The organism is Candidatus Mycobacterium wuenschmannii (genome assembly GCF_030252325.1).
In the GTDB taxonomy this organism is placed as follows: Bacteria; Actinomycetota; Actinomycetes; order Mycobacteriales; family Mycobacteriaceae; genus Mycobacterium; species Mycobacterium wuenschmannii.
Map to the genome: position 1 here is coordinate 3395411 of NZ_CP126981.1, position 19231 is coordinate 3414641.

At 68.9% G+C, this 19231-nt stretch carries 20 protein-coding genes; 6 read left to right on the plus strand and 14 right to left on the minus strand.

Annotated elements, in window-relative coordinates:
- Positions 1-8: 8 nt before the first annotated feature.
- The 3 genes from PT015_RS16305 to PT015_RS24745 all read right to left on the minus strand — a co-directional run bounded on the left by PT015_RS16305 (position 9) and on the right by PT015_RS24745 (position 1052).
- Entirely contained in the window at positions 9-425 is a 417-nt protein-coding gene (locus PT015_RS16305; RefSeq protein ID WP_285185798.1) for a hypothetical protein, read from the minus strand.
- A gap of 44 nt (positions 426-469) precedes the next feature.
- Positions 470-646, minus strand: coding sequence for a hypothetical protein (locus tag PT015_RS16310; protein WP_285185801.1), 177 nt, complete (start codon positions 644-646; stop codon positions 470-472).
- A 115-nt stretch (positions 647-761) separates the two neighbouring features.
- On the minus strand, positions 762-1052 hold the full coding sequence (locus PT015_RS24745; protein WP_390887835.1) for a hypothetical protein: 291 nt from the start codon (positions 1050-1052) through the stop codon (positions 762-764).
- Positions 1053-1244: 192 nt separating this feature from the next.
- On the opposite strand from PT015_RS24745, the gene PT015_RS16320 reads away from it, so the two are divergent.
- A complete protein-coding gene (locus tag PT015_RS16320) occupies positions 1245-2483 on the plus strand; it encodes an HNH endonuclease signature motif containing protein (RefSeq protein WP_285185803.1) in 1239 nt (412 codons plus the stop codon).
- Between the two features lie 9 nt (positions 2484-2492).
- Here the strand turns inward: PT015_RS16320 and PT015_RS16325 are convergent, their stop codons facing one another.
- The 3 genes from PT015_RS16325 to PT015_RS16335 form a co-directional block, all read right to left on the minus strand.
- Complete coding sequence (locus PT015_RS16325) at positions 2493-3527, minus strand: DUF4185 domain-containing protein (protein ID WP_285191140.1); 1035 nt, start codon at positions 3525-3527, stop codon at positions 2493-2495.
- Positions 3528-3621: 94 nt separating this feature from the next.
- The gene (locus PT015_RS16330; RefSeq protein WP_285185805.1) at positions 3622-4665 is read right to left on the minus strand and encodes an aspartate-semialdehyde dehydrogenase; all 1044 of its coding nucleotides are present in this window, start codon (positions 4663-4665) and stop codon (positions 3622-3624) included.
- 2 nt (positions 4666-4667) lie between these two features.
- A complete protein-coding gene (locus PT015_RS16335) occupies positions 4668-5933 on the minus strand; it encodes an aspartate kinase (RefSeq protein ID WP_285185807.1) in 1266 nt (421 codons plus the stop codon).
- Positions 5934-6053: 120 nt separating this feature from the next.
- Here PT015_RS16335 and PT015_RS16340 point away from each other — a divergent pair, with 120 nt between their 5' ends.
- Both PT015_RS16340 and leuA read left to right on the plus strand, forming a co-directional pair.
- Positions 6054-6443 (plus strand): hypothetical protein, encoded by a 390-nt coding sequence (locus PT015_RS16340; RefSeq protein WP_285185808.1) that lies wholly within the window; start codon positions 6054-6056, stop codon positions 6441-6443.
- Positions 6444-6633: 190 nt separating this feature from the next.
- Entirely contained in the window at positions 6634-8430 is a 1797-nt protein-coding gene (leuA, locus tag PT015_RS16345) for a 2-isopropylmalate synthase (RefSeq protein ID WP_390888031.1), read from the plus strand.
- A 4-nt stretch (positions 8431-8434) separates the two neighbouring features.
- Here the strand turns inward: leuA and PT015_RS16350 are convergent, their stop codons facing one another.
- Entirely contained in the window at positions 8435-8944 is a 510-nt protein-coding gene (locus PT015_RS16350) for a hypothetical protein (protein WP_285185811.1), read from the minus strand.
- Between the two features lie 49 nt (positions 8945-8993).
- Positions 8994-10007 (minus strand): DEDDh family exonuclease, encoded by a 1014-nt coding sequence (locus PT015_RS16355; RefSeq protein WP_390887836.1) that lies wholly within the window; start codon positions 10005-10007, stop codon positions 8994-8996.
- 185 nt (positions 10008-10192) lie between these two features.
- On the opposite strand from PT015_RS16355, the gene PT015_RS16360 reads away from it, so the two are divergent.
- On the plus strand, positions 10193-11422 hold the full coding sequence (locus PT015_RS16360) for a Mur ligase family protein (protein ID WP_285185813.1): 1230 nt from the start codon (positions 10193-10195) through the stop codon (positions 11420-11422).
- On the plus strand, positions 11415-12119 hold the full coding sequence (locus tag PT015_RS16365; protein ID WP_285185815.1) for a type 1 glutamine amidotransferase: 705 nt from the start codon (positions 11415-11417) through the stop codon (positions 12117-12119). The genes PT015_RS16360 and PT015_RS16365 overlap by 8 nt, the downstream gene beginning before the upstream one ends.
- Position 12120: 1 nt before the next feature.
- Here the strand turns inward: PT015_RS16365 and recR are convergent, their stop codons facing one another.
- Together recR and PT015_RS16375 are read right to left on the minus strand one after the other, a co-directional pair.
- The gene (gene recR / locus PT015_RS16370; protein WP_285185817.1) at positions 12121-12732 is read right to left on the minus strand and encodes a recombination mediator RecR; all 612 of its coding nucleotides are present in this window, start codon (positions 12730-12732) and stop codon (positions 12121-12123) included.
- Positions 12725-13054, minus strand: a complete 330-nt coding sequence (locus PT015_RS16375) for a YbaB/EbfC family nucleoid-associated protein (RefSeq protein ID WP_285185820.1) — start codon at positions 13052-13054, stop codon at positions 12725-12727. The genes recR and PT015_RS16375 overlap by 8 nt, the downstream gene beginning before the upstream one ends.
- Before the next feature lie 116 nt (positions 13055-13170).
- Between PT015_RS16375 and PT015_RS16380 the strand changes: the two genes are divergently transcribed.
- Entirely contained in the window at positions 13171-13905 is a 735-nt protein-coding gene (locus tag PT015_RS16380; RefSeq protein ID WP_390888032.1) for an Rv3717 family N-acetylmuramoyl-L-alanine amidase, read from the plus strand.
- Between the two features lie 5 nt (positions 13906-13910).
- Here the strand turns inward: PT015_RS16380 and PT015_RS16385 are convergent, their stop codons facing one another.
- The 4 genes from PT015_RS16385 to PT015_RS16400 form a co-directional block, all read right to left on the minus strand.
- Positions 13911-14348 (minus strand): SRPBCC family protein, encoded by a 438-nt coding sequence (locus PT015_RS16385; protein WP_285185822.1) that lies wholly within the window; start codon positions 14346-14348, stop codon positions 13911-13913.
- A gap of 31 nt (positions 14349-14379) precedes the next feature.
- Positions 14380-15873 (minus strand): cytochrome P450, encoded by a 1494-nt coding sequence (locus PT015_RS16390; protein ID WP_285185825.1) that lies wholly within the window; start codon positions 15871-15873, stop codon positions 14380-14382.
- A gap of 85 nt (positions 15874-15958) precedes the next feature.
- Entirely contained in the window at positions 15959-17857 is a 1899-nt protein-coding gene (locus PT015_RS16395; protein WP_285185826.1) for a DNA polymerase III subunits gamma/tau, read from the minus strand.
- A gap of 70 nt (positions 17858-17927) precedes the next feature.
- The gene (locus PT015_RS16400; RefSeq protein WP_285185827.1) at positions 17928-19217 is read right to left on the minus strand and encodes a PLP-dependent aminotransferase family protein; all 1290 of its coding nucleotides are present in this window, start codon (positions 19215-19217) and stop codon (positions 17928-17930) included.
- Positions 19218-19231 lie beyond the last annotated feature (14 nt).

Below are 19231 nucleotides of genomic sequence, written 5' to 3' on the forward strand. Positions count from 1 at the left end.
CGGATGGGCTACGGCGTGTAGGTCGGCGGCGGTGGCGGCGGCTCGTCGGGACCACCGTGGCCGCCGTGACCGCCGGGGCCACCCGGACCCATGCCCGGCCCCCACGGACCCCAGGGACCCGACCCCGGCGGGAAGGGTCCGCCCGGGAACACCACCCACGGCGGCGGACCGTCCGGTCCAGCCGGCGCATCGGGCGCGAACACCCCGTGATGGTGCCGGCCGTCCTGCGGGCCATGCCCGGTCAGTTCGGCGCCGGCGAAGAAGACGACCGCCAGCACGAAGACGGTGCCCGCCACGATCACCACCCACGCCGCGGCCTGGTAGAGCCTGGCGTGCCTGGCCGCCAACGGGGACACCACACCCGCGGGAACGGCCGCAGGCGGACCCGGGGGTGGCTGGATCGAGGGTTCCGGTGCTTGGGTCATGCCTTGATCATGCCGAGGCGCGGTCCGGCCATCAACCACGGGCCTTAATAGCCGAGGGCCCAGATGAATTTCAGAAGGACCACGGCGATCAGCGTGACTCCCGCGACGATCGACACCCAGGCCGCGACCTGGTAGAGCCGCTCCGAATGTGGCGACGGCGCCAGTATCGGCGCCGACGCGGCCGGTGGCGGCGGAGTCGGCGGATCTGGAGTCTTGCTCATACCCCGCATAATGCCTCAGCCGAGAAGCGTCCGCGAGGGCTCTGCTACCTGGGTGGGGTACCTGCAGAGACGAGCCCGGCGCCCCTAGAGGGACGCCGGGCCGTGGACATATGAATCAGGAGTGCATCGGAGCTAACGACGGAGCGATCGATTCCGGCATATGTGACGGTCCGGGACCGACGAAGCCGTGCTGGAAACCGGCGCCCTGTTCGTGGTGCCGCGGGCCCTCGGGGCCGCCGGGGCCGCCCGGGTGGTGGTGGTGCCAGCCGTGGTGGTGGCACTTGTGATGTCCCAGGTGGGCGACCTTGAAGCCGGTGAAGAAGATGCTCAAGACGATGAACACGATGCCGGCGACGATCACGACCCAGGCCGCGAATCGGTAGAGCCAATAGGGTTTGACAGGCACGGCCGCCGGCTCTGTGGCGACAGTTGTCGGCCTGGTGGGGGATTCAGGTGTTTCGCTCATAGTCGAAATGATGCGGAGCCGCGAATAGGTTCCGCTGAGTACAACTTATGAAAGCGCTATGAGCTGCGGCTCGGGTGCGCATTAGACCGTCGGCGGCCGAAAGTTGTCGGACCTGGTTGCTTTGATGGGGTCATGTCGTTGACCGCGTCGCTGCCGGAGTTGGTGAATGAGCCGGGGCGTCTGGAGGTGTTGTTCGACGAGATGGCGGAGTTGGCGGGTCAGCGCAACGCCATCGATGGGCGGCTGGTGGAGATCGCCGCCGAGATCGACCGCGACGGGTTGTGGGGGGCCACCGGGGCACGCTCGGTCGCGGCGCTGATGGCCTGGAAGATGGGCTGCTCTACGGGCACCGCCCACACCATCACCACGGTGGCGTCTCGGCTGCCGGAGTTTCCCCGCTGTGTGGGCGCGCTGCGGGCGGGCCGGCTGTCGCTGGATCAGGTCGGCGTCATCGCCGCCCGCGCCGGCGACGGCTCCGATGCCCACTACGCCCAACTGGCCGCGGTGGCCACCGTCGCCCAGCTGCGCACCGCGGTCAGCCTGGAACCGCGCCCCGACCCCGACCCACGCCCTGCCCCGCCACGCGCGATCCGCAAAACCACCAGCGAGCAGTCCACCAGCTGGCGCATCACCCTCCCGCACGACGAGGCCGCCATCTTCGATGCGGCCCTGGCAGCGCACCGGGAAGCGCTGTACGCCCAATGGAAACAGGACCACGACCAGGGTGGGCCCGCTACGCCGCCGATGCCGGGCACCATCGAGGCGTTCCTGCGCCTGGTCGAGACCGGCTGGGACAGCGAAGCCGCCCGCCGCCCCCACAGCGCGCACACCACCGTCGTCGTGCACGTCGACGTCGAAGCCCGCGCCGCCGCACTGCATCTGGGCCCACTGCTCACCGACGCCGAACGCGCCTACCTGACCTGCGACGCCACCTGCGAAGTCTGGTTCCAGCGCGACGGCCACCCCATCGGCGCCGGGCGCACCACCCGCACCATCAACCGCCGGCTGCGCCGCGCCCTGGAACACCGCGACCGTTGCTGCGTGGTCCCCGGCTGCGGGGCCACCCGCGGCCTCCACGCCCACCACCTCACCCACTGGGAAAACGGCGGCCCCACCGACCTGACCAACCTGATCCTGGTCTGCCCCTATCACCACCGCCAACACCACCACGGCGACCTCACCATCACCGGCCCCGCCGACCACCTCACCATCACCGACGACGACGGCCACCCACTGACCAACACCTCCCTCGCACGACCACCCACCACCACCCCACCCGACGTCCCCCCATACCCCGGACCACTCGGCGAACGCGCCCAATGGTGGTGGTACGACCCCTACCAACCCCAACCACCACCCTCGAACAACTGACTTGCGTTGCTACGACCAGGGTTTCAGCGGGTTCACCGCGAACTGGATGACCCGATAGGGCGAGCGCGCCCGGCCATCGGTGTTGTGCCATTGGCTGACGAACACCCGCACCTCGTCGAGCGTCGATCCGGGCGAGATGTAGCCGCCGTAGGGCTGGGCCAGTCGGTTGTCGTGCGGATCGGGCAGGCTCTCGGCGGGCTCGGGCCAGTCGTCGTGCTGGACCACCGTGGTGACCGGCGAGGTGGCCAGCGCGGCCGGGTCGTCGGCCACCCGCACCTCCATGTTCCCGGTGCTCGAGTTGAAGTAAGACAGCACCGTCTTGCCGTCGATCTGCGTCATGCTGATCTCGCCGATCATGTCTTCCCACAACGGGATTGGTGGCTTACCCCAACCGCCCGCCCAGCCCTGCCAGCGCGACCGATCGCCGAAGTGCTCCGGCGCTACGCGGTAGAGCGTGAGCGGCTGGCTGCGGTCGAAGCTGTCGGCGACGAGGTACACCCAGCCGGTTTGCGACTCGGGCGTCGGGATCGGGTCGTAGTAGCCGCTGATCTGCGACTGCTGCCCGCCCGCATAGTCGGCGTCCCGCGCGGTACCCGGGACGGTCCGCCAAAGGCCTTGCGCAGCTTCGGCTTTCACCAGCCGCGAGCTCTGCGGTACCAGGTCCTTGGTGGTGGTGATCAACACGTAGTTGTCCCGGTTGATCTGCACGACGCCGGCCGGCAACTGCGACGCCCCGACCGGCGTCGGATCGGCCAGCAGCGGTTCGTTGATGCCGGTGACCCCGGTGTATTTGACCCCGTCCGGGTCGTCCACCGACGAGGTGTCCACCCGCAGCGCGACCGGCGAGTAGTAGCCGCCGAATCCGACGCCCTGGCCGGCGAAGCTGTCACCGCAGACCTGGACCACCTGGGTCGGGAATTCCATGAACACGCACAGGTCGGTGGCGCCGATGCCGTAGTCGCGGGTGGGTGTACCGGTGCCCGCGGCCGGTCCGATGCGAACCACCTCGCCAGGCGCCAGGGTGGGCAGCACGGGCTGCGGCATCGGGGCGGGCGGGTCGGCGCGAGCGGTCGAAAAGCCTTGGCAGGCAAGCAGACCCGCGAACAGAAGTGAGCGGTGCGCCAGGCTCACCCTCGGATCACAGCTGCGCGGCGAGCAGCTCGGCGATCTGAATGGTGTTCAACGCCGCGCCTTTACGCAGATTGTCACCGGAGACGAAGAGCGCCAACCCGCGGCCTTCCGGCGCACCCGGGTCGCGACGGATCCGGCCGACGAGCGACTCGTCGACGCCGGCGGCGGCCAGCGGCGTGGGCACGTCGACCAGCTTCACACCCGGCGCCGCGCTCAGGATCTCGCGCGCCCGCTCGGGTGAAAGTGGTTGCGCGAACTCGGCATTGATCGACAGCGAGTGGCCGGTGAACACCGGAACCCGCACGCACGTCCCGCTGACCAGCAGGTCGGGAATGCCCAGGATCTTGCGGCTCTCGAAGCGCAGCTTCTGGTCTTCGTCGGTCTCGCCGGAGTCGTCGTCGACCAGCTTGCCGGCCAGCGGCACGACGTTGAAAGCGATCGGGGCAACGTAGGTCTTGGGCGCCGGGAACTGCAGCGCGCCCCCGTCGTGCACCAACTGCTCGGCGTCGTCGATGACGGCGCGGGCCTGGTCCGCCAGCTCCGACACCCCGGCCAGGCCGCTGCCGGACACCGCCTGGTAGCTCGACACCACCAGGCGAACCAGCTGGGCCTCGTCGTGCAGCACCTTGAGCACCGGCATCGCGGCCATCGTCGTGCAGTTCGGGTTGGCGATGATGCCCTTGGGCCGGTTCGCCGCGTCCGCGAAATTGACCTCGGAGACCACCAGCGGCACGTCGTCGTCCTTGCGGAACGCGGACGAGTTGTCGATCACGGTGGCACCCGCGGCGGCGAACCGCGGGGCCTGCACCCGCGACATCGTCGCGCCGGCGGAGAACAGCGCGATGTCCAGGCCGCTCGGGTCGGCCGTCTCGGCGTCCTCGACCTCGATCTCCTGACCGCGGAACGGCAGCTTGCGGCCCTGCGACCGGGCCGACGCGAAGAACCGCACGTCGGTGGCCGGGAAGTCGCGCTCGTCGAGCAACGTGCGCATCACCTGGCCGACCTGGCCGGTCGCGCCGACTATCCCTATCGAGAGCCGATTGGCGCCCATATCTATCGTCCTGTCCCCGCATACACCGTGGCTTCCTCGGCACCGCCGAGGCCGAATGCTTCGTGTAACGCGACGACGGCCTTGTCTAGTTCGGTGTCACGGCACAACACCGAGATACGGATCTCCGAGGTGGAGATCAGATCGATGTTGACGCCGACCTGGGCCAGCGCCTCGCAGAACGTGGCGGTGACTCCGGGATGGCTACGCATGCCGGCGCCGATCAGCGACACCTTGCCGATGTGGTCGTCGTACAGCACCTGGCTGAAGCCGATCTCGCCCTTGAGCGCGTCCAGCTTCTCCACCGCGGCCGGCCCGTTGTCGCGGGGGCACGTGAAGGTGATGTCGGTCTTGCCGTTCTCGATCTTGGAGACGTTCTGCAACACCATGTCGATGTTCACGTCGGCGTCGGCGACGGCGCGGAAGATCTTCGCGGCGTAGCCGGGGTAGTCGGGAATGCCGACGACCGTCACCTTGGCCTCGCTGCGGTCGTGGGCGACGCCGGTCAGGATGGGCTCTTCCATGGGTATGTCCTCGATCGATCCGGTGACGATGGTGCCGGGCTTGTCGGAGTACGACGAGCGCACGTGCACCGGGATGTTGTAGCGGCGGGCGTATTCGACGCAGCGGAGCATCAGCACCTTCGCTCCGCAGGCGGCCATTTCGAGCATCTCCTCGAACGTGACCGTGTCCAGGCGGCGGGCGTTGGGGACGATCCGCGGGTCGGCGCTGAAGATGCCGTCCACGTCGGTGTAGATCTCGCAGACGTCGGCGTGCAGCGCCGCGGCCAACGCGACCGCGGTGGTGTCCGAGCCGCCGCGGCCCAGCGTGGTGACGTCGCGGGTGTCTTGGCTGACGCCCTGAAAACCCGCCACCAACACGATCTGGCCCTCGTCCAGCGCGGCCCGCAGGCGGGTCGGCGTGACGTCGATGATCTTGGCCTTGCCGTGCACGGCGGTGGTGATCACGCCGGCCTGCGACCCGGTGAACGAGCGGGCCTGCGCGCCGAGCGACTCGATCGCCATCGCGACCAGCGCGTTGGAGATCCGCTCGCCGGCGGTCAGCAGCATGTCCAGCTCGCGCGCCGGCGGGGCCGGGCACACCTGCTGGGCGAGATCGAGCAGGTTGTCGGTGGTGTCACCCATCGCGGAGACCACCACGACGACGTCGTTGCCCTGCTTCTTGGCCTCGACGATGCGCTCGGCGACGCGACGAATCCGGTCGGCGTCCGACACCGAGGATCCGCCGTATTTCTGCACGACGAGCGCCACAGTTGCTCTCTCAGGTCTCTCGAGTACTGGCAAGTAATTGGTCGGAAAACAGGATACGTGGACCGACACTGTGACCTGCACCCGCCGTTTCGCGCCAGGGGATATGCGAGGGTGACAGCCATGGCTAGCGGTCCAGCGGTGTTGTGGGGCGACGAACCCGACGAGCACGACTATCCGGCGGCGGCGGACTACCTCGCGCTGCTGGCCTCGGCGGAGCAGATCGCCGCAATCGTGGCGGCGCTGAAACTGGCGCCTGTCGTGCACAAGAAGGCCAAGGATCTGCTGCGCGCGTCCCAGCTGGCGTTGCTGCCGAAGGCCAACGTGCACGTGCAGCGCGACCTGAAGAAGATCAAGAAGGGCAAACGCCTCTCGCCGATCCTCGCCGTGCGCGGCGACCTCGGCAGCGGCGTGGCCATGCAGATCGCCGACGGCTACCACCGGGTGTGTGCGAGCTACTACACCGACGAGAACACCGACATCCCGGTCCGAATCGTTCCGCCGTCGAACTAGCTTTGGCCAGCGCGCCGGTCGCGGTAAGGTGCTAGGCGTGCAGCGGGTGCTCCTTCTCGGACGCCGCGACGGGGTCTGATCCAGACCGGCTTCCCGTCGCGGGTGTTCGCGATGCGCCGGTCTAAGCCCTTTACGGGCGCCCTTCACAAAATCCGGAGCAACTACCGTGACCAGCTTCTCCAAGCCGTCGATCGACTCCCCCGACGCATTCACTTCTGCACGAACCATCATTCAGCCCGCGGGCCCGCCCAATCCCGGCCAGCCCGCCTGGAACACCCAACGCCGATCGTCGATGCCGGTCGACCGGTACCGGCCGTTCGCCGACGAGGTCGAGCCAATTCGGCTGGCCGACCGCACCTGGCCCGACAAGGTCATCGACACCGCGCCACTGTGGTGTGCGGTGGACCTGCGCGACGGCAATCAGGCGCTGATCGATCCGATGAGCCCGGCCCGCAAGCGCCGCATGTTCGACCTGCTGGTCCGCATGGGCTACAAGGAGATCGAGGTCGGCTTCCCGTCGGCCAGCCAGACCGACTTCGACTTCGTGCGCGAAATCATCACCGACGGAGCCATTCCCGAGGACGTGACGATCCAGGTGCTGACCCAGTGCCGGCCCGAGTTGATCGAGCGGACCTTCCTGGCCTGTGAGGGTGTGCACCGGGCGATCGTGCACTTCTACAACTCGACGTCAATCCTGCAGCGCCGCGTGGTGTTTCGGGCCGACCGGGACGCGGTGCAGGCGATCGCCACCGACGGCGCGCGCAAGTGCGTCGAAGAAGCCGCCAAATACCCTGGTACACAGTGGCGTTTCGAATACTCGCCGGAGTCCTACACCGGCACCGAACTCGAGTACGCCAAGCAGGTCTGCGACGCGGTCTCCGACATCATCGCGCCGACGCCGGACAACCCGATCATCATCAACCTGCCGGCCACCGTCGAGATGGCCACGCCGAACGTGTACGCCGACTCGATCGAGTGGATGAGCCGCAACCTGAAGCGGCGTGACTCGGTGATCCTGAGCCTGCACCCGCACAACGACCGTGGAACAGCCGTCGCCGCAGCCGAATTGGGCTACCAGGCCGGCGCCGACCGGATCGAGGGCTGCCTGTTCGGCAACGGTGAACGCACCGGCAACGTCTGCCTGGTGACGCTGGGGCTCAACCAGTTCTCCCGCGGCGTCGACCCGCAAATCGACTTCTCCAACATCGACGAGATCCGGCGCACGGTTGAGTACTGCAACCAGTTGCCGGTGCCCGAGCGGCACCCGTACGGCGGCGACCTGGTCTACACCGCGTTCTCGGGTAGCCACCAGGACGCCATCAACAAGGGCCTGGACAGCATGAAAGTCGCTGCGGACGAGGCGGATTCGGACGTCGACGACATGCTGTGGCAGGTGCCGTACCTGCCGATCGACCCGCGTGACGTAGGCCGCACCTACGAGGCGGTGATCCGGGTCAACTCGCAGTCCGGCAAGGGCGGCGTGGCCTACATCATGAAGGCCGACCACGGGCTGGCCCTGCCCCGGCGGCTGCAGATCGAGTTCTCGCAGGCGATCCAGAAGATCACCGACGGCGAAGGCGGCGAGGTGACTCCCAAGGAGATGTGGGACGCCTTCAACCAGGAGTACATCGCGCCGATCCTGCCGCTGGAGCGGATGAAGCAGCGCGTCGACGCCTCCGAGGAAGACCACGGCGTCACGCGGATCTCCGCGACGGTGAAGGTCGACGGGGTCGAGCAGGAGATCAACGGGGCGGGCAATGGGCCGCTGGCCGCGTTCGTCGACGCGCTGGCCGGCATCGGCTTCGACGTCGCGGTGCTCGACTACTCCGAGCACGCGATGAGCGGCGGCGAGGACGCCCAGGCCGCGGCGTACGTGGAGGCGTCCGTGGCCGGCAAAACTGTGTGGGGTGTCGGCATCGCGCCGTCCATCACCACCGCGTCGCTGCGGGCCGTGGTGTCGGCGGTCAACCGGGCCGCCGGAAACTGACGCGTCAGGTCCCGACCTTGGCCAGCAGCATCCCGGCCAGGGTCTGGGCCTGCACACAACTGTCGGCACCCACGATCAGGTAGACCCAGCCCTTGAGCACGTCCACGGTCGCGGGCGGCGCGACGAAGCAGAACGCCTGATCACCGAGGCCCGGCACGCTCTGCACATTGCCGGCGCTCTGCTTGTTGACCGCGAAGCCCTTCTGCTGGGAGTCGAGGCACTTCTTGTCGACGGCCTTGCCGTCGATGCAGTACTCGTTGTTCCAGTAGAGCTTGAAGCTGACGTCGTTGCCGGCCGTCGGGATGGACGTGCACTGCGCCTCGCTCGGCGACTGGCTGCCCTCGGCCGCGGGGAACGCGCTGCCCATCACCCGGCTGATGTCGGCCGCGCTGAGCAGGCTGCAGAAGTTCTCGGGAACGTGCATGCCGGACGACTTCGAGGAGTCGCCGTGCGAACACCCGCCGACCGCCAGAACCGCGGCCGCCACGACCAACCCCACCCCTGAAAGTCGCATAGAAGGCAAGCCTATTTGGCGGCCCGTCACGCCGGGCGCCCACCCGCCGTCAGAACAGCGCGAATTGCTCACCCGCGTGGGAAGGCTCGAAGATTTCGTCTGGGCCGGCACCGTCGACCGTCGCGCCGACGTAGTCCATGAACATCGCATCGGACAGCAGCGGCACCCCGAGTTCGTGTGCCAGGTAGCCCTTGCCGTGCACCGGCCGGCGTTCGTTGCAGATCACCAGCGAGGTGTCCCGGTCGAAATCGGCGGCGTAGGCCAGCCCGGCATGCAGGATCCGCTCGACGAGTTCGTCGTGGGTCCGCTGGACCTCGCTGGACAGCGCGACCCGCATGCCTTGGACCAGCGGCCCGCCGCGGACGTACGGGCCCGGGTTGCGGTACGGGCAGGCCATCCGGGAGGCCAGCACCTTCAACGGGCGCAGCTCCTCGTGGGTGACCTTGCCGCTGGGCCAACGCCGCCGGGTGACCGGCCGGACCGGGAGCCAGGCGTCGCGTTCGCGGGCGCGGCGCAGCGAGGCGGCCAGCACATCGGTCAGCACGACCGCGTCGTCGAACGCATCGTGGGCGCGGCGCTGCGTCACACCCCAGTGCGCCGCCAGGGTTTCCAGCCGCAGGTTGTCGGTGCCGAGTTCGAGGCGACGGGCCAACTCGACCGTGCACATGACACTGTCGATGGGTAGCTCGACACCGGCCATCTCGGCCTCGGCGGTGAGAAAGCCGTAGTCGAAGGCCACGTTGTGGGCAACCAGCGTGCGGCCGCGGACGAGTTCCGCGACGTCGCCGACGATCTCGCTGAACTGCGGCTGGTCTTCCAGCATCTCGGCGGTCAGGCCGTGAATGTGGGTGGGCCCGGGGTCCACGCCCGGGTTGAGCAGGCTGACCACGGACTGCTCGACGCGGCCATCGGCGTCGAGCGCGAGTACCGCGAGGCTGATCACCCGGGCGCTGCCGGGCTTGAAGCCCGAGGTCTCGACATCGACCACGGCCCAGCCCGCGCCCGATTCGGTGACCGGCCGGCCCCAGGGCATTGCTGTCGCAGCCGTCGCACTGTCCCGCATGACCCGAGGATTTCACGCCGGGCCGACATCGCCGGGTCGCTGGCGCTCGTGTCGCGCGGCATATCTCGATGCGGGCGACCCGCAGCGCTCGGAAAAGCGCCGAGCTCGCGATCACCCTAGGTCGCGCGGGCGACCCGCTTCGCCCGGAAAAGCGCCGCACTCGCGATCGCCCTTAAGATGCCCGGGTGATCACCGCCCGAGGACGACTCGCCCTGGCCGCCGGCGCCAGCGCGCGCTGGGCGTCGCGGGTGACCGGGCGCGGCGCCGGGGCCATGATCGGCGGCCTGGTCGCGATGACGCTGGACAAGTCGATCCTGCGACAGCTCGGCACCGGGCGGCGGACGGTCGTCATCACCGGAACCAACGGCAAGTCGACCACCACCCGGATGACCGCCGCGGCGCTGCGCACACTGGGTGCGGTGGCCACCAACGCCGAGGGCGCGAACATGGACGCCGGGCTGGTCGCCGCGCTGGCCGCCGACCGTGCCGCCGGCCTCGCGGTGCTCGAGGTCGACGAGATGCACGTGCCGCACGTCGCCGATGCCGTCGAGCCCGGTGTTCTGGTGCTGCTCAACCTGTCTCGCGACCAGCTGGACCGCGTCGGCGAGATCAACGTGATCGAACGCAAACTGCGCGCTGGGCTGGCCGCGCACCCCGACGCCGTCGTGGTGGCCAATTGCGACGACGTACTGATGACCTCGGCCGCCTACGACCACTCTCGCGTGGTCTGGGTCGCGGCAGGCGGCAGCTGGTCGGCCGACTCGGTGAGCTGTCCACGCAGTGGCGAGGTGATCGTCCGCGAGCAGGGGCACTGGCACTCCACCGGCGCAGACTTCAAGCGGCCCACCCCGCAGTGGTGGTTCGACGACGAAAAGCTCTACGGCCCAGATGGATTGGCGTTGCCGATGACGCTGGCGCTGCCCGGTGCGGTAAACCGCGGCAATGCCGCGCAGGCCGTGGCCGCCGCCGTCGCTCTCGGCGCCGACCCCGCGGCCGCGGTCGCCGCAGTCGCGGGCGTCGACGAGGTCGCAGGGCGGTATCGGACCATCCAGGTCGGCACGCACAGCGTGCGAATGTTGTTGGCCAAGAACCCCGCCGGCTGGCAGGAAGCGCTGTCGATGGTGAACAAAGACGCGGCCGGGGTGGTGATCGCGGTCAACGGGCAGGTGCCCGACGGCGAAGACCTGTCCTGGCTCTGGGACGTCCGCTTCGAGCACTTCGAGACAACGTCAGTGGTGGCTGCCGGAGAGCGGGGCACCGACCTGGCCGTGCGGTTGGGCTATGCCGACGTCGAGCACACGCTGGTGCACGACACCCTGGCCGCGATCGCGTCCTGCCCGCCGGGACCGGTCGAGGTCGTCGCGAACTACACGGCGTTCCTGCAGTTGCAGCGGCGATTGGCCCGCCATGACTGAGTCGGCGGTGCGGATCGGCCTCGTCCTGCCCGACGTGATGGGCACCTACGGTGACGGCGGCAACGCGGCGGTGCTGCGTCAGCGGCTGCGGCTGCGGGGCATCGCCGCGGAGATCGTCGAGATCACGCTGGCCGACGAGGTGCCCGACAGCCTGGACCTCTACACCCTCGGCGGCGCCGAGGACTACGCGCAGCGATTGGCGACCAAGCATCTGATCCGCTACCCGGGCCTGCAGCGCGCCGCGGGCCGCGGCGCGCCGGTGCTGGCGATCTGCGCGGCCATCCAGGTGCTCGGGCATTGGTACGAAACGTCCGCGGGTGAGCGGGTCGACGGCGTGGGCCTGCTCGACCTGACCACCTCGCCGCAGGCCACGCGGACGATCGGCGAGCTGGTCACCGCGCCGCTGGTGGAGGGGTTAACCGCGCCGCTGACCGGCTTCGAAAACCACCGCGGCGGAACGGTTCTCGGCCCCGCTGCGGCGCCGATCGGTCGGGTGAAGAAGGGTGCGGGCAACCGACTGGGCGATGCGGTCGACGGCACCGTGCAGGGCAGCGTGTTCGCGACCTACATGCACGGGCCGTGTCTGGCTCGCAATCCCGAGTTCGCCGACCTGCTGCTCGGCAAGGTCGTGGGTGAGCTGGCGTCGTTGGATCTGCCCGAGGTCGAGTTGCTGCGACGGGAACGCCTGCGCGCCTGAACTAGGCCATCGCCCGGCGACCGGTCAGCGCTCGACCCAGCGTCAGCTCGTCGGCGAATTCCAGGTCCCCACCCATCGGCAGCCCGGACGCGATGCGGCTGACGGTCAGGCCCGGAATGTCACGCAGCATGCGCACCAGATAGGTGGCGGTCGCCTCGCCCTCGGTGTTCGGGTCGGTCGCGATGATCACCTCGGTGATGTCGACGCCGTCGACCTGCTCACCAATCCTGTTGAGCAGCTCGCGAATTCGCAACTGGTCCGGTCCGACGCCGGACAGCGGGTCCAGCGCGCCCCCCAGAACGTGGTAGCGCCCGCGGAATTCGCGGGTGCGCTCGACGGCCTGCACGTCCTTGGGCTCCTCGACGACGCAGACCTGGGTGCCGTCGCGGCGCGGGTCGGCGCAGATCCGGCAGCGCTCGTCGTCGGAGACATTGCCGCACACGGCGCAGAACCGAACGCCGTTGCGAACCTTGCCCAGCACCGCGGTGAGCCGGTCGATGTCCGGCGGCTCCACCGACAGCAGGTGAAATGCAATGCGCTGGGCGCTCTTCGGCCCGATACCCGGCAGCTTGCCGAGCTCGTCGATCAGATCCTGGACCGGTCCCTCAAACACCCAGAGCGCCGCCGCCCATGCCACCGGCCAGCGGACCGAGTTGCTCCTGCGCCAGCGTCGCGACCTGCTTGGCGGCGTCACCGAGCGCACCGACCAACAGGTCCTGCAGCGTCTCGACGTCGTCGGGGTCGACGACCTTGGGGTCGATCTTCACCGCGACCACCTCGCCGCTGCCCTTGACGGTCACCTCCACCAGGCCGCCGCCGGCCTTGCCGATCACCTCGGAGGCGATCAGCCGCTGCTGGGCCTCCATCAGCTGTTGCTGCATTTGCTGAGCCTGGGCGAGCAACGCCGACATGTCGGGCTGGCCTCCGGGTTGCATGACAGTCCCCTTGCGTCTTGGTCTCGACTTGGTTTCGCCTGCGCGGTGCGGGCGGTTCAGAGTTCCAAGCGTAGACGGCGCCGGGCTAACGTGGCGGCGTGCGCATTCCTCATAGCCTGCGTGTCGGGGCCACCGCGGCACTGGCCGTCGCCGCTGTCGTCACACCGCCACCCGCAATCGCGGCCCCCGGGAGCATCGCCGGGATGATCGTCTTCCTCGATCCCGGCCACAACGGCGCCAATGACGGCTCGATCAGCCGGCAGGTGCCCACCGGCCGCGGCGGTACCAAGGATTGCCAGGCCAGCGGCACCACTACCAACGACGGCTATCCCGAGCACACCTTCACCTGGGACACCACGCTGCGGCTGCGCGCCGCGCTCAACGCCATGGGCGCACGCACCGCGATGTCACGCGGCGACGACTCCACCGTCGGCCCCTGCGTCGACCAGCGCGCCGCGATGGCCAATGCCCTGCACCCGAACGCGATCGTCAGCATCCACGCCGACGGCGGTCCTGCCGGTGGCCGCGGGTTCCACGTCAACTACTCCGCGCCGCCGCTGAATCAGGCGCAGGCCGGGCCCGCGGTGCAACTCGCCCGGGTCATGCGCGACCAGATGCAGGCCTCGGGAATCCCGCCGGCGAGCTACATCGGCTCCGACGGCCTCTACGGGCGATCGGACCTGGCCGGGCTGAACCTGGCGCAGTACCCGTCGGTCCTGGTCGAGTGCGGAAACATGAAGAACGCGGCCGACTCGGCGCTGATGGAAAGCCCCGAGGGCCGACAGAAATACGCCGAAGCGGTGGCCCGCGGGGTGGCAGCGTTCCTGGGCAGTCAGGCCGCCGCGCACTAGCTGGTCTAGCTTTCGACTTCCCGCTTCAGGTTGGCCAGCACCTCGGCCTGAATCTTCTTCAGGCCGAGCGGCGCGAACGTCTTCTCGAAGAAGCCCTTCACTCCCCCGGCGCCCTTCCATGTGGTGGTGACGGTGACGCTGGATCCCGGCCCGGCCGGGGCGACCGTCCAGTTGGTGACCAGGGTCGAGTTGGCGTCCTTTTCGATGACGGCGTGGCCGGCGACGTCGACGGAGGCCTTGACGTCGCGCACCCGCGACTCGGTGGCCTGCAACTTCCAGCTGGCGACGGTCCCCTGACCCTGACCGCCCTCGAGCACCTGATAGTCGCGGTAGTGCGACGACAGGATCTTGGGCCGGACTCCGCGGTAGTCACTCACGGCCGTCAGCACGGCCTCGGGCTCAGCGTTGATCAGAATCGTGCTGGCGGCACTGACGTTTCCCATGCCAACCAATGTATAGGTGCCCGCCGATGCCCTAGGCGCTGAGTCGGCCGAACTGCGCGTCGGCCGGACGCACTCGCGACGACGCGGCGCGCCTGCGCAGCCCGAGTCGAAAGCCGCTGGGCTTCAACGTGATTGACTCCGCGATCTTCAACTTGTAGCCATTGTCGGCGGCCAGGTCGTAGCGGTGCAGAATCAGCGCGAGCGTTAACACGGCCTCGTGGATGGCGAACTGTCGGCCGATGCACGCCCGCTGACCGGTCCCGAACGGCTTGTAGGCATGCGCGCGGCCGCGCATCCGACCGGGCGCGAAGCGATCCGGGTCGAACTCCTCGGGGTTGGGCCAGACCGACGGGTCACGCTGCACGAGCGGCAGCACAACCAGCACCCACTGGCCCGCCTTGATCCGGTAGCGCCCGCCCAGCACGGTGTCCTTGCGCGCGACGCGCAGATAGCCGGGCGCGGTGGGCCACAGCCGCAGCGCCTCGTCGAGCACACCGCGCACGTAGCGAAGCTTGGCGACATCGCCGTAGGCGGGGTCCGGGTTGTCCGAGTCACCCCACAGCGCGTCGACCTCGGCCTTGGCCTTGGCCAGGACGTCGGGGTTCTGCGTCAGGTAATACAGCGCGAAAGACAGAGCGCCCGAGGTGGTTTCGTGCCCTGCGACGATGAACGTGATGACCTGCTGGCGAATGTTGACCGGGTCCAGCTGACGCCCGGTCACGGGATGGGTGGAGTTCAGCATCAGGTCGAGCAGGTCGGGAGTCTCGGGGCTCATGCCGTCGCACCGGGCAGCGATCACATCGTCGACGATGCCGCCCATCACCTCGCCGTTGCGCCGGATGGCGGGCTTGAGCAGACGGGTCAGCAACGGAAAGGTCGACCAACTGGCGTACTTCAGCATCCGGTTCATCGCCGAGATGAAGGCGTGCGGCCGACGCCGGTCGAACGAGCCGAACGGGTAGCCGAAACCGGCCCGTCCGATGGATTCCAGGGCCAACCGCGTGGTGTCCGCGGTGACGTCGACCCGGTGCCCGCCCTCGGCTGCGCCGTCCCAGTGTCGGAGCATCTCGCGGATCGCCTGCAGCATGATCCCGTGGTAACCCTGCATGGCCTCGCGGCTGAACGCCGGCTTCAGGATGTCGTGCGCCAGCTTCCAATTCGGGTTCTCGGTCTCGACGGTGATCAGCGCGTCACCGATGACCGAGCGCAGCGGCTCCAGGTGGTGGCCCACGTATTTGCCGAAGCGGGACTCGTCATGGACCTCGGCGACCAGCTCGAGGCCGCTGACCGCGACCATCTCGGTGCCCAGCATCTTGCGCGCCGAGATCGGGCCCAACTTCTTCGTCTGCGGCAGCGAGGACTGGAACGGGGTGCGGGGATTGAGGCCGACGACATCACCGATGAACGGCACCCGGTAGGGCGGGTGCGGGAGGTCGCAGGTGTCCACGATCGCGCCGTCACGCGACTCGGCCTTGTCCGATGCGCCAAGCGAGGCTGCCGAAGCCCGCATACCCATCATGGTCATATCAGGAGTATTACATACTTTTTGACTGATTCAATAGACCAGCGGTTACTTATGGTCTAGCTCACCTTATTTTCGTACGAACGGTCTACACGTTGTCGATGCGACGCGCGCCCAGCTCGGTTTGCAACAACTCGAGCGCCGCTTCCTCCGGATCACGACGCGGCGCCGACTCGTCCTCCGAGTTGGCCTCGGCCAGCATGCTCTCCTCCTCGGCCCGCTGGTCCGATTCGGTGTCGACGGCGTGCTCGACCGGCGGGGGCGGCGGCGGGACCATCCGGCGGGGCCGTTCGATCGGCGGCGGAGGTGGCGGGGCCGCCGGTGCTTCCGGGACCGCCGCGGCGCCGGGGCCGCCGACCTCACAGCGCACACGCCAGTCGACGCCTAGCGCGTCCTTGAGCGCCTCGGCGATCACGTCGGCGTTGCGCTGCTCACTCAACCGCTTGGCCAGCGGGGCCGATTCGTGACTGAGCACCAACGTGTTGCCCTCGACCGCGCGGACCGTCGCGCCGGCCAGCATCACCTCGGTGGTCCTGCTGCGCTGACGGACCTTGTCGCGCACGGTCGGCCACAGCGTGCGGACCGCGGCGGCGGTGGGCTCGGTCGACCCCACCGCGGGCGGGGCCGCTTCGACGGGAACCTCTGCGACCGGCGCGGGTTCGGCCGCGACCTCGACCACGGGGATCGGCTCGGGCTCCGGCGCCGGCTCCGGTTCGGCGGCGACGGGTGGGGCGGCGGGTTCCGGGGCAGCGGGCGGCGGCTGCTTCGCCGCGGCCGACGGTCGCACGTAGGCGGGCTGCGGCTGCACGGGCTGGTCGGCCTGCGGGATCGACATGTCCAGTCGCGTCTCGATCCGCTCGACGCGTTGTAGCAGCGCCGACTCGGTGTCGCTGGCCGACGGCAGCAGCAGCCGCGCGCAGATGACCTCGAGCAGTAGGCGCGGCGCCGTCGCACCGCGCATCTCCGTCAGCCCGGCGTGCACCACCTCGGCGTACCGGGTCAGCGTCGCCGGGCCCAGCCGGGCCGCCTGTTCGCGCATCCGATCCAGCACGTCCTCGGGCGCGTCGACCACGCCGCGCGTCGTCGCGTCCGGAACCGCTTGCAGCACAAGCAGATCGCGGAACCGCTCGAGCAGGTCGGTGGCGAAGCGGCGGGGGTCGTGACCGGCGTCGATCACCGACTCCACCGCGCCGAACAGCGCCGCAGCATCCGCGGCGCCCAGCGCGTCGACGGCCTCGTCGATCAGGGCCACGTCGGTGGCGCCCAGCAGACCCAGCGCCCGCTGATAGTTGACCCGGTTGCCTTCGGCGCCCGCCAGCAACTGGTCGAGCACCGACAACGTGTCACGCGGCGAACCGCCACCGGCGCGGATCACCAGCGGGAAGACCGCGTCGTCGACGACCACGTCCTCCTGGGCGCAGATCTTCTCGACCAGCCCCCGCATGGTCCGCGGCGCCAGCAGCCGGAACGGGTAGTGATGGGTGCGCGAGCGGATGGTCGGCAGCACCTTCTCCGGCTCAGTGGTGGCGAACACGAAGATCAGGTGGTCCGGCGGCTCCTCGACGATCTTGAGCAACGCGTTGAACCCTGCCGTGGTGACCATGTGCGCCTCGTCGACGATGAACACCCGATACCGCGACTGGGCCGGCGCGTAGAACGCCCGGTCGCGCAGTTCGCGGGTGTCATCGACACCACCGTGGCTGGCCGCGTCGAGTTCGACGACGTCGATGCTGCCGGCGCCGTTGGGCGCCAGGCCGACGCAGGAGTCGCAGACCCCGCAGGGCGTAGCGGTCGGTCCCTGCTCGCAGTTCAGCGAGCGGGCCAGGATGCGCGCCGACGAGGTCTTGCCGCAGCCGCGCGGTCCGGAGAAGAGATAGGCGTGGTTGATTCGGCCGGCGGTCAGCGCGGTCGACAGCGGCTCGGTGACGTGTTCCTGGCCCACCACCTCGGCAAAGGTCGCGGGACGGTACTTGCGGTAGAGAGCCACGGTCAGAGGCTACCGACCGCGACCGACGATGCGAACCCGCGAGGGTTGGGCCGTGACCGCAGAGTGAACCTTAGGCCTGCTTCAGCAGCGACTCGGTCGCCGACAGCAACGCGCAGGTGGCCAGGCCGTTGATCGCGTCGCGCAGATCCGCCTCGGGCGGGAACGTCGGTGCGATGCGGATGTTCTTGTCGTCCGGGTCTTTCCGGTACGGGAACGACGCCCCCGCCTCGGTCACCGCGATGCCCGCGTCCTTGGCCAACGCCACCGTGCGCTTGGCCGTACCGGGCAACACGTCGAGGCTGATGAAGTAGCCGCCCTCGGGCTCGTTCCACGACGCGATCTTGGACTCGCCCAGTCGCTGGTCCAGAATCTCCAGTGCCAGAGCGAATTTCGGCGCCAGCAGCTGCTGGTGGCGCAGCATCTGCAGCCGCACACCGTCGGCGTCGCCGAAGAAGCGCAGGTGCCGAAGCTGGTTGACCTTGTCCGGGCCGATCGACTTCTTCCCCGCGTACTGCAGATACCAGGCGATGTTGCCCAGCGAGCTGCCGAAGAAGCTGACGCCCGCGCCGGCGAAGGTGATCTTCGACGTCGACGCGAAGACGTACGGCCGGTTCGGGTTGCCCGCCGCAGCGGCCAGACCGAGCACGTCGATCGGTTGCGGGAAGTCCAGCGTCAGAGTGTGGACCGCGTAGGCGTTGTCCCAGAACAGCCGGAAATCGTTTGCGGCCGTACGCATTTGGACGAGGCGGCGAACCGTCTCCCACGAGTAGCTCAGCCCGGTCGGGTTGGCGAACACCGGCACCGCCCACAACCCTTTGATGGCCGGGTCGACGGCGACGAGTTCCTCGATCAGGTCGACGTCCGGGCCATCCTCGAGCATCGGGACCGGGATCATCTCGATGCCGAGGGTTTCGGTGATCGCGAAGTGCCGGTCGTAGCCGGGCACCGGGCACAGGAACTTGATGCCGTCCTCCTGCACCCAGGGGCGCGGCGAGTCGACGCCGCCGTGGAGCATCGAGAAGACGACCACGTCGTGCATCAGCTCGAGGCTGGCGTTGTTGCCGGCGATCAGGTTCTGCACCGGGATGCCGAGCAGTTCGCCGAAGATGGCCCGCAGTTCGGGCAGGCCGTGGCCACCACCGTAGTTGCGGGTGTCGGTGCCGTCGCCGTCGCGGAAGTCGCTGCCGGGCAGGCTCAGCAGCGCGTTGGACAGGTCGAGTTGTTCGCTGCAGGGCTTGCCGCGGGTGAGGTCCAGCGCCAGCTTCTTGGCCTGCAGCTCGGTGTAATCCTCTTGATGGCGGGCGTGTACTGCCTCGAGGTCGTCACGGCCTAGGGAACTGAACGAGCCGTACGACACCATCCGCCTTCCGACGC

What these genes read in the sequence shown, in the direction of transcription:
- PT015_RS16305 (WP_285185798.1), bottom strand. Translation starts at nt 425, where the DNA reads ATGACCCAAGCACCGGAACCCTCGATCCAGCCACCCCCGGGTCCGCCT.
- PT015_RS16310 (WP_285185801.1), bottom strand. Translation starts at nt 646, where the DNA reads ATGAGCAAGACTCCAGATCCGCCGACTCCGCCGCCACCGGCCGCGTCG.
- PT015_RS16320 (WP_285185803.1), top strand. Translation starts at nt 1,245, where the DNA reads ATGTCGTTGACCGCGTCGCTGCCGGAGTTGGTGAATGAGCCGGGGCGT.
- PT015_RS16325 (WP_285191140.1), bottom strand. Translation starts at nt 3,527, where the DNA reads ATGCCGCAGCCCGTGCTGCCCACCCTGGCGCCTGGCGAGGTGGTTCGC.
- PT015_RS16330 (WP_285185805.1), bottom strand. Translation starts at nt 4,665, where the DNA reads ATGGGCGCCAATCGGCTCTCGATAGGGATAGTCGGCGCGACCGGCCAG.
- PT015_RS16340 (WP_285185808.1), top strand. Translation starts at nt 6,054, where the DNA reads ATGGCTAGCGGTCCAGCGGTGTTGTGGGGCGACGAACCCGACGAGCAC.
- PT015_RS16350 (WP_285185811.1), bottom strand. Translation starts at nt 8,944, where the DNA reads ATGCGACTTTCAGGGGTGGGGTTGGTCGTGGCGGCCGCGGTTCTGGCG.
- PT015_RS16355 (WP_390887836.1), bottom strand. Translation starts at nt 10,007, where the DNA reads ATGCGGGACAGTGCGACGGCTGCGACAGCAATGCCCTGGGGCCGGCCG.
- PT015_RS16365 (WP_285185815.1), top strand. Translation starts at nt 11,415, where the DNA reads ATGACTGAGTCGGCGGTGCGGATCGGCCTCGTCCTGCCCGACGTGATG.
- PT015_RS16375 (WP_285185820.1), bottom strand. Translation starts at nt 13,054, where the DNA reads ATGCAACCCGGAGGCCAGCCCGACATGTCGGCGTTGCTCGCCCAGGCT.
- PT015_RS16385 (WP_285185822.1), bottom strand. Translation starts at nt 14,348, where the DNA reads ATGGGAAACGTCAGTGCCGCCAGCACGATTCTGATCAACGCTGAGCCC.
- PT015_RS16390 (WP_285185825.1), bottom strand. Translation starts at nt 15,873, where the DNA reads ATGACCATGATGGGTATGCGGGCTTCGGCAGCCTCGCTTGGCGCATCG.
- PT015_RS16400 (WP_285185827.1), bottom strand. Translation starts at nt 19,217, where the DNA reads ATGGTGTCGTACGGCTCGTTCAGTTCCCTAGGCCGTGACGACCTCGAG.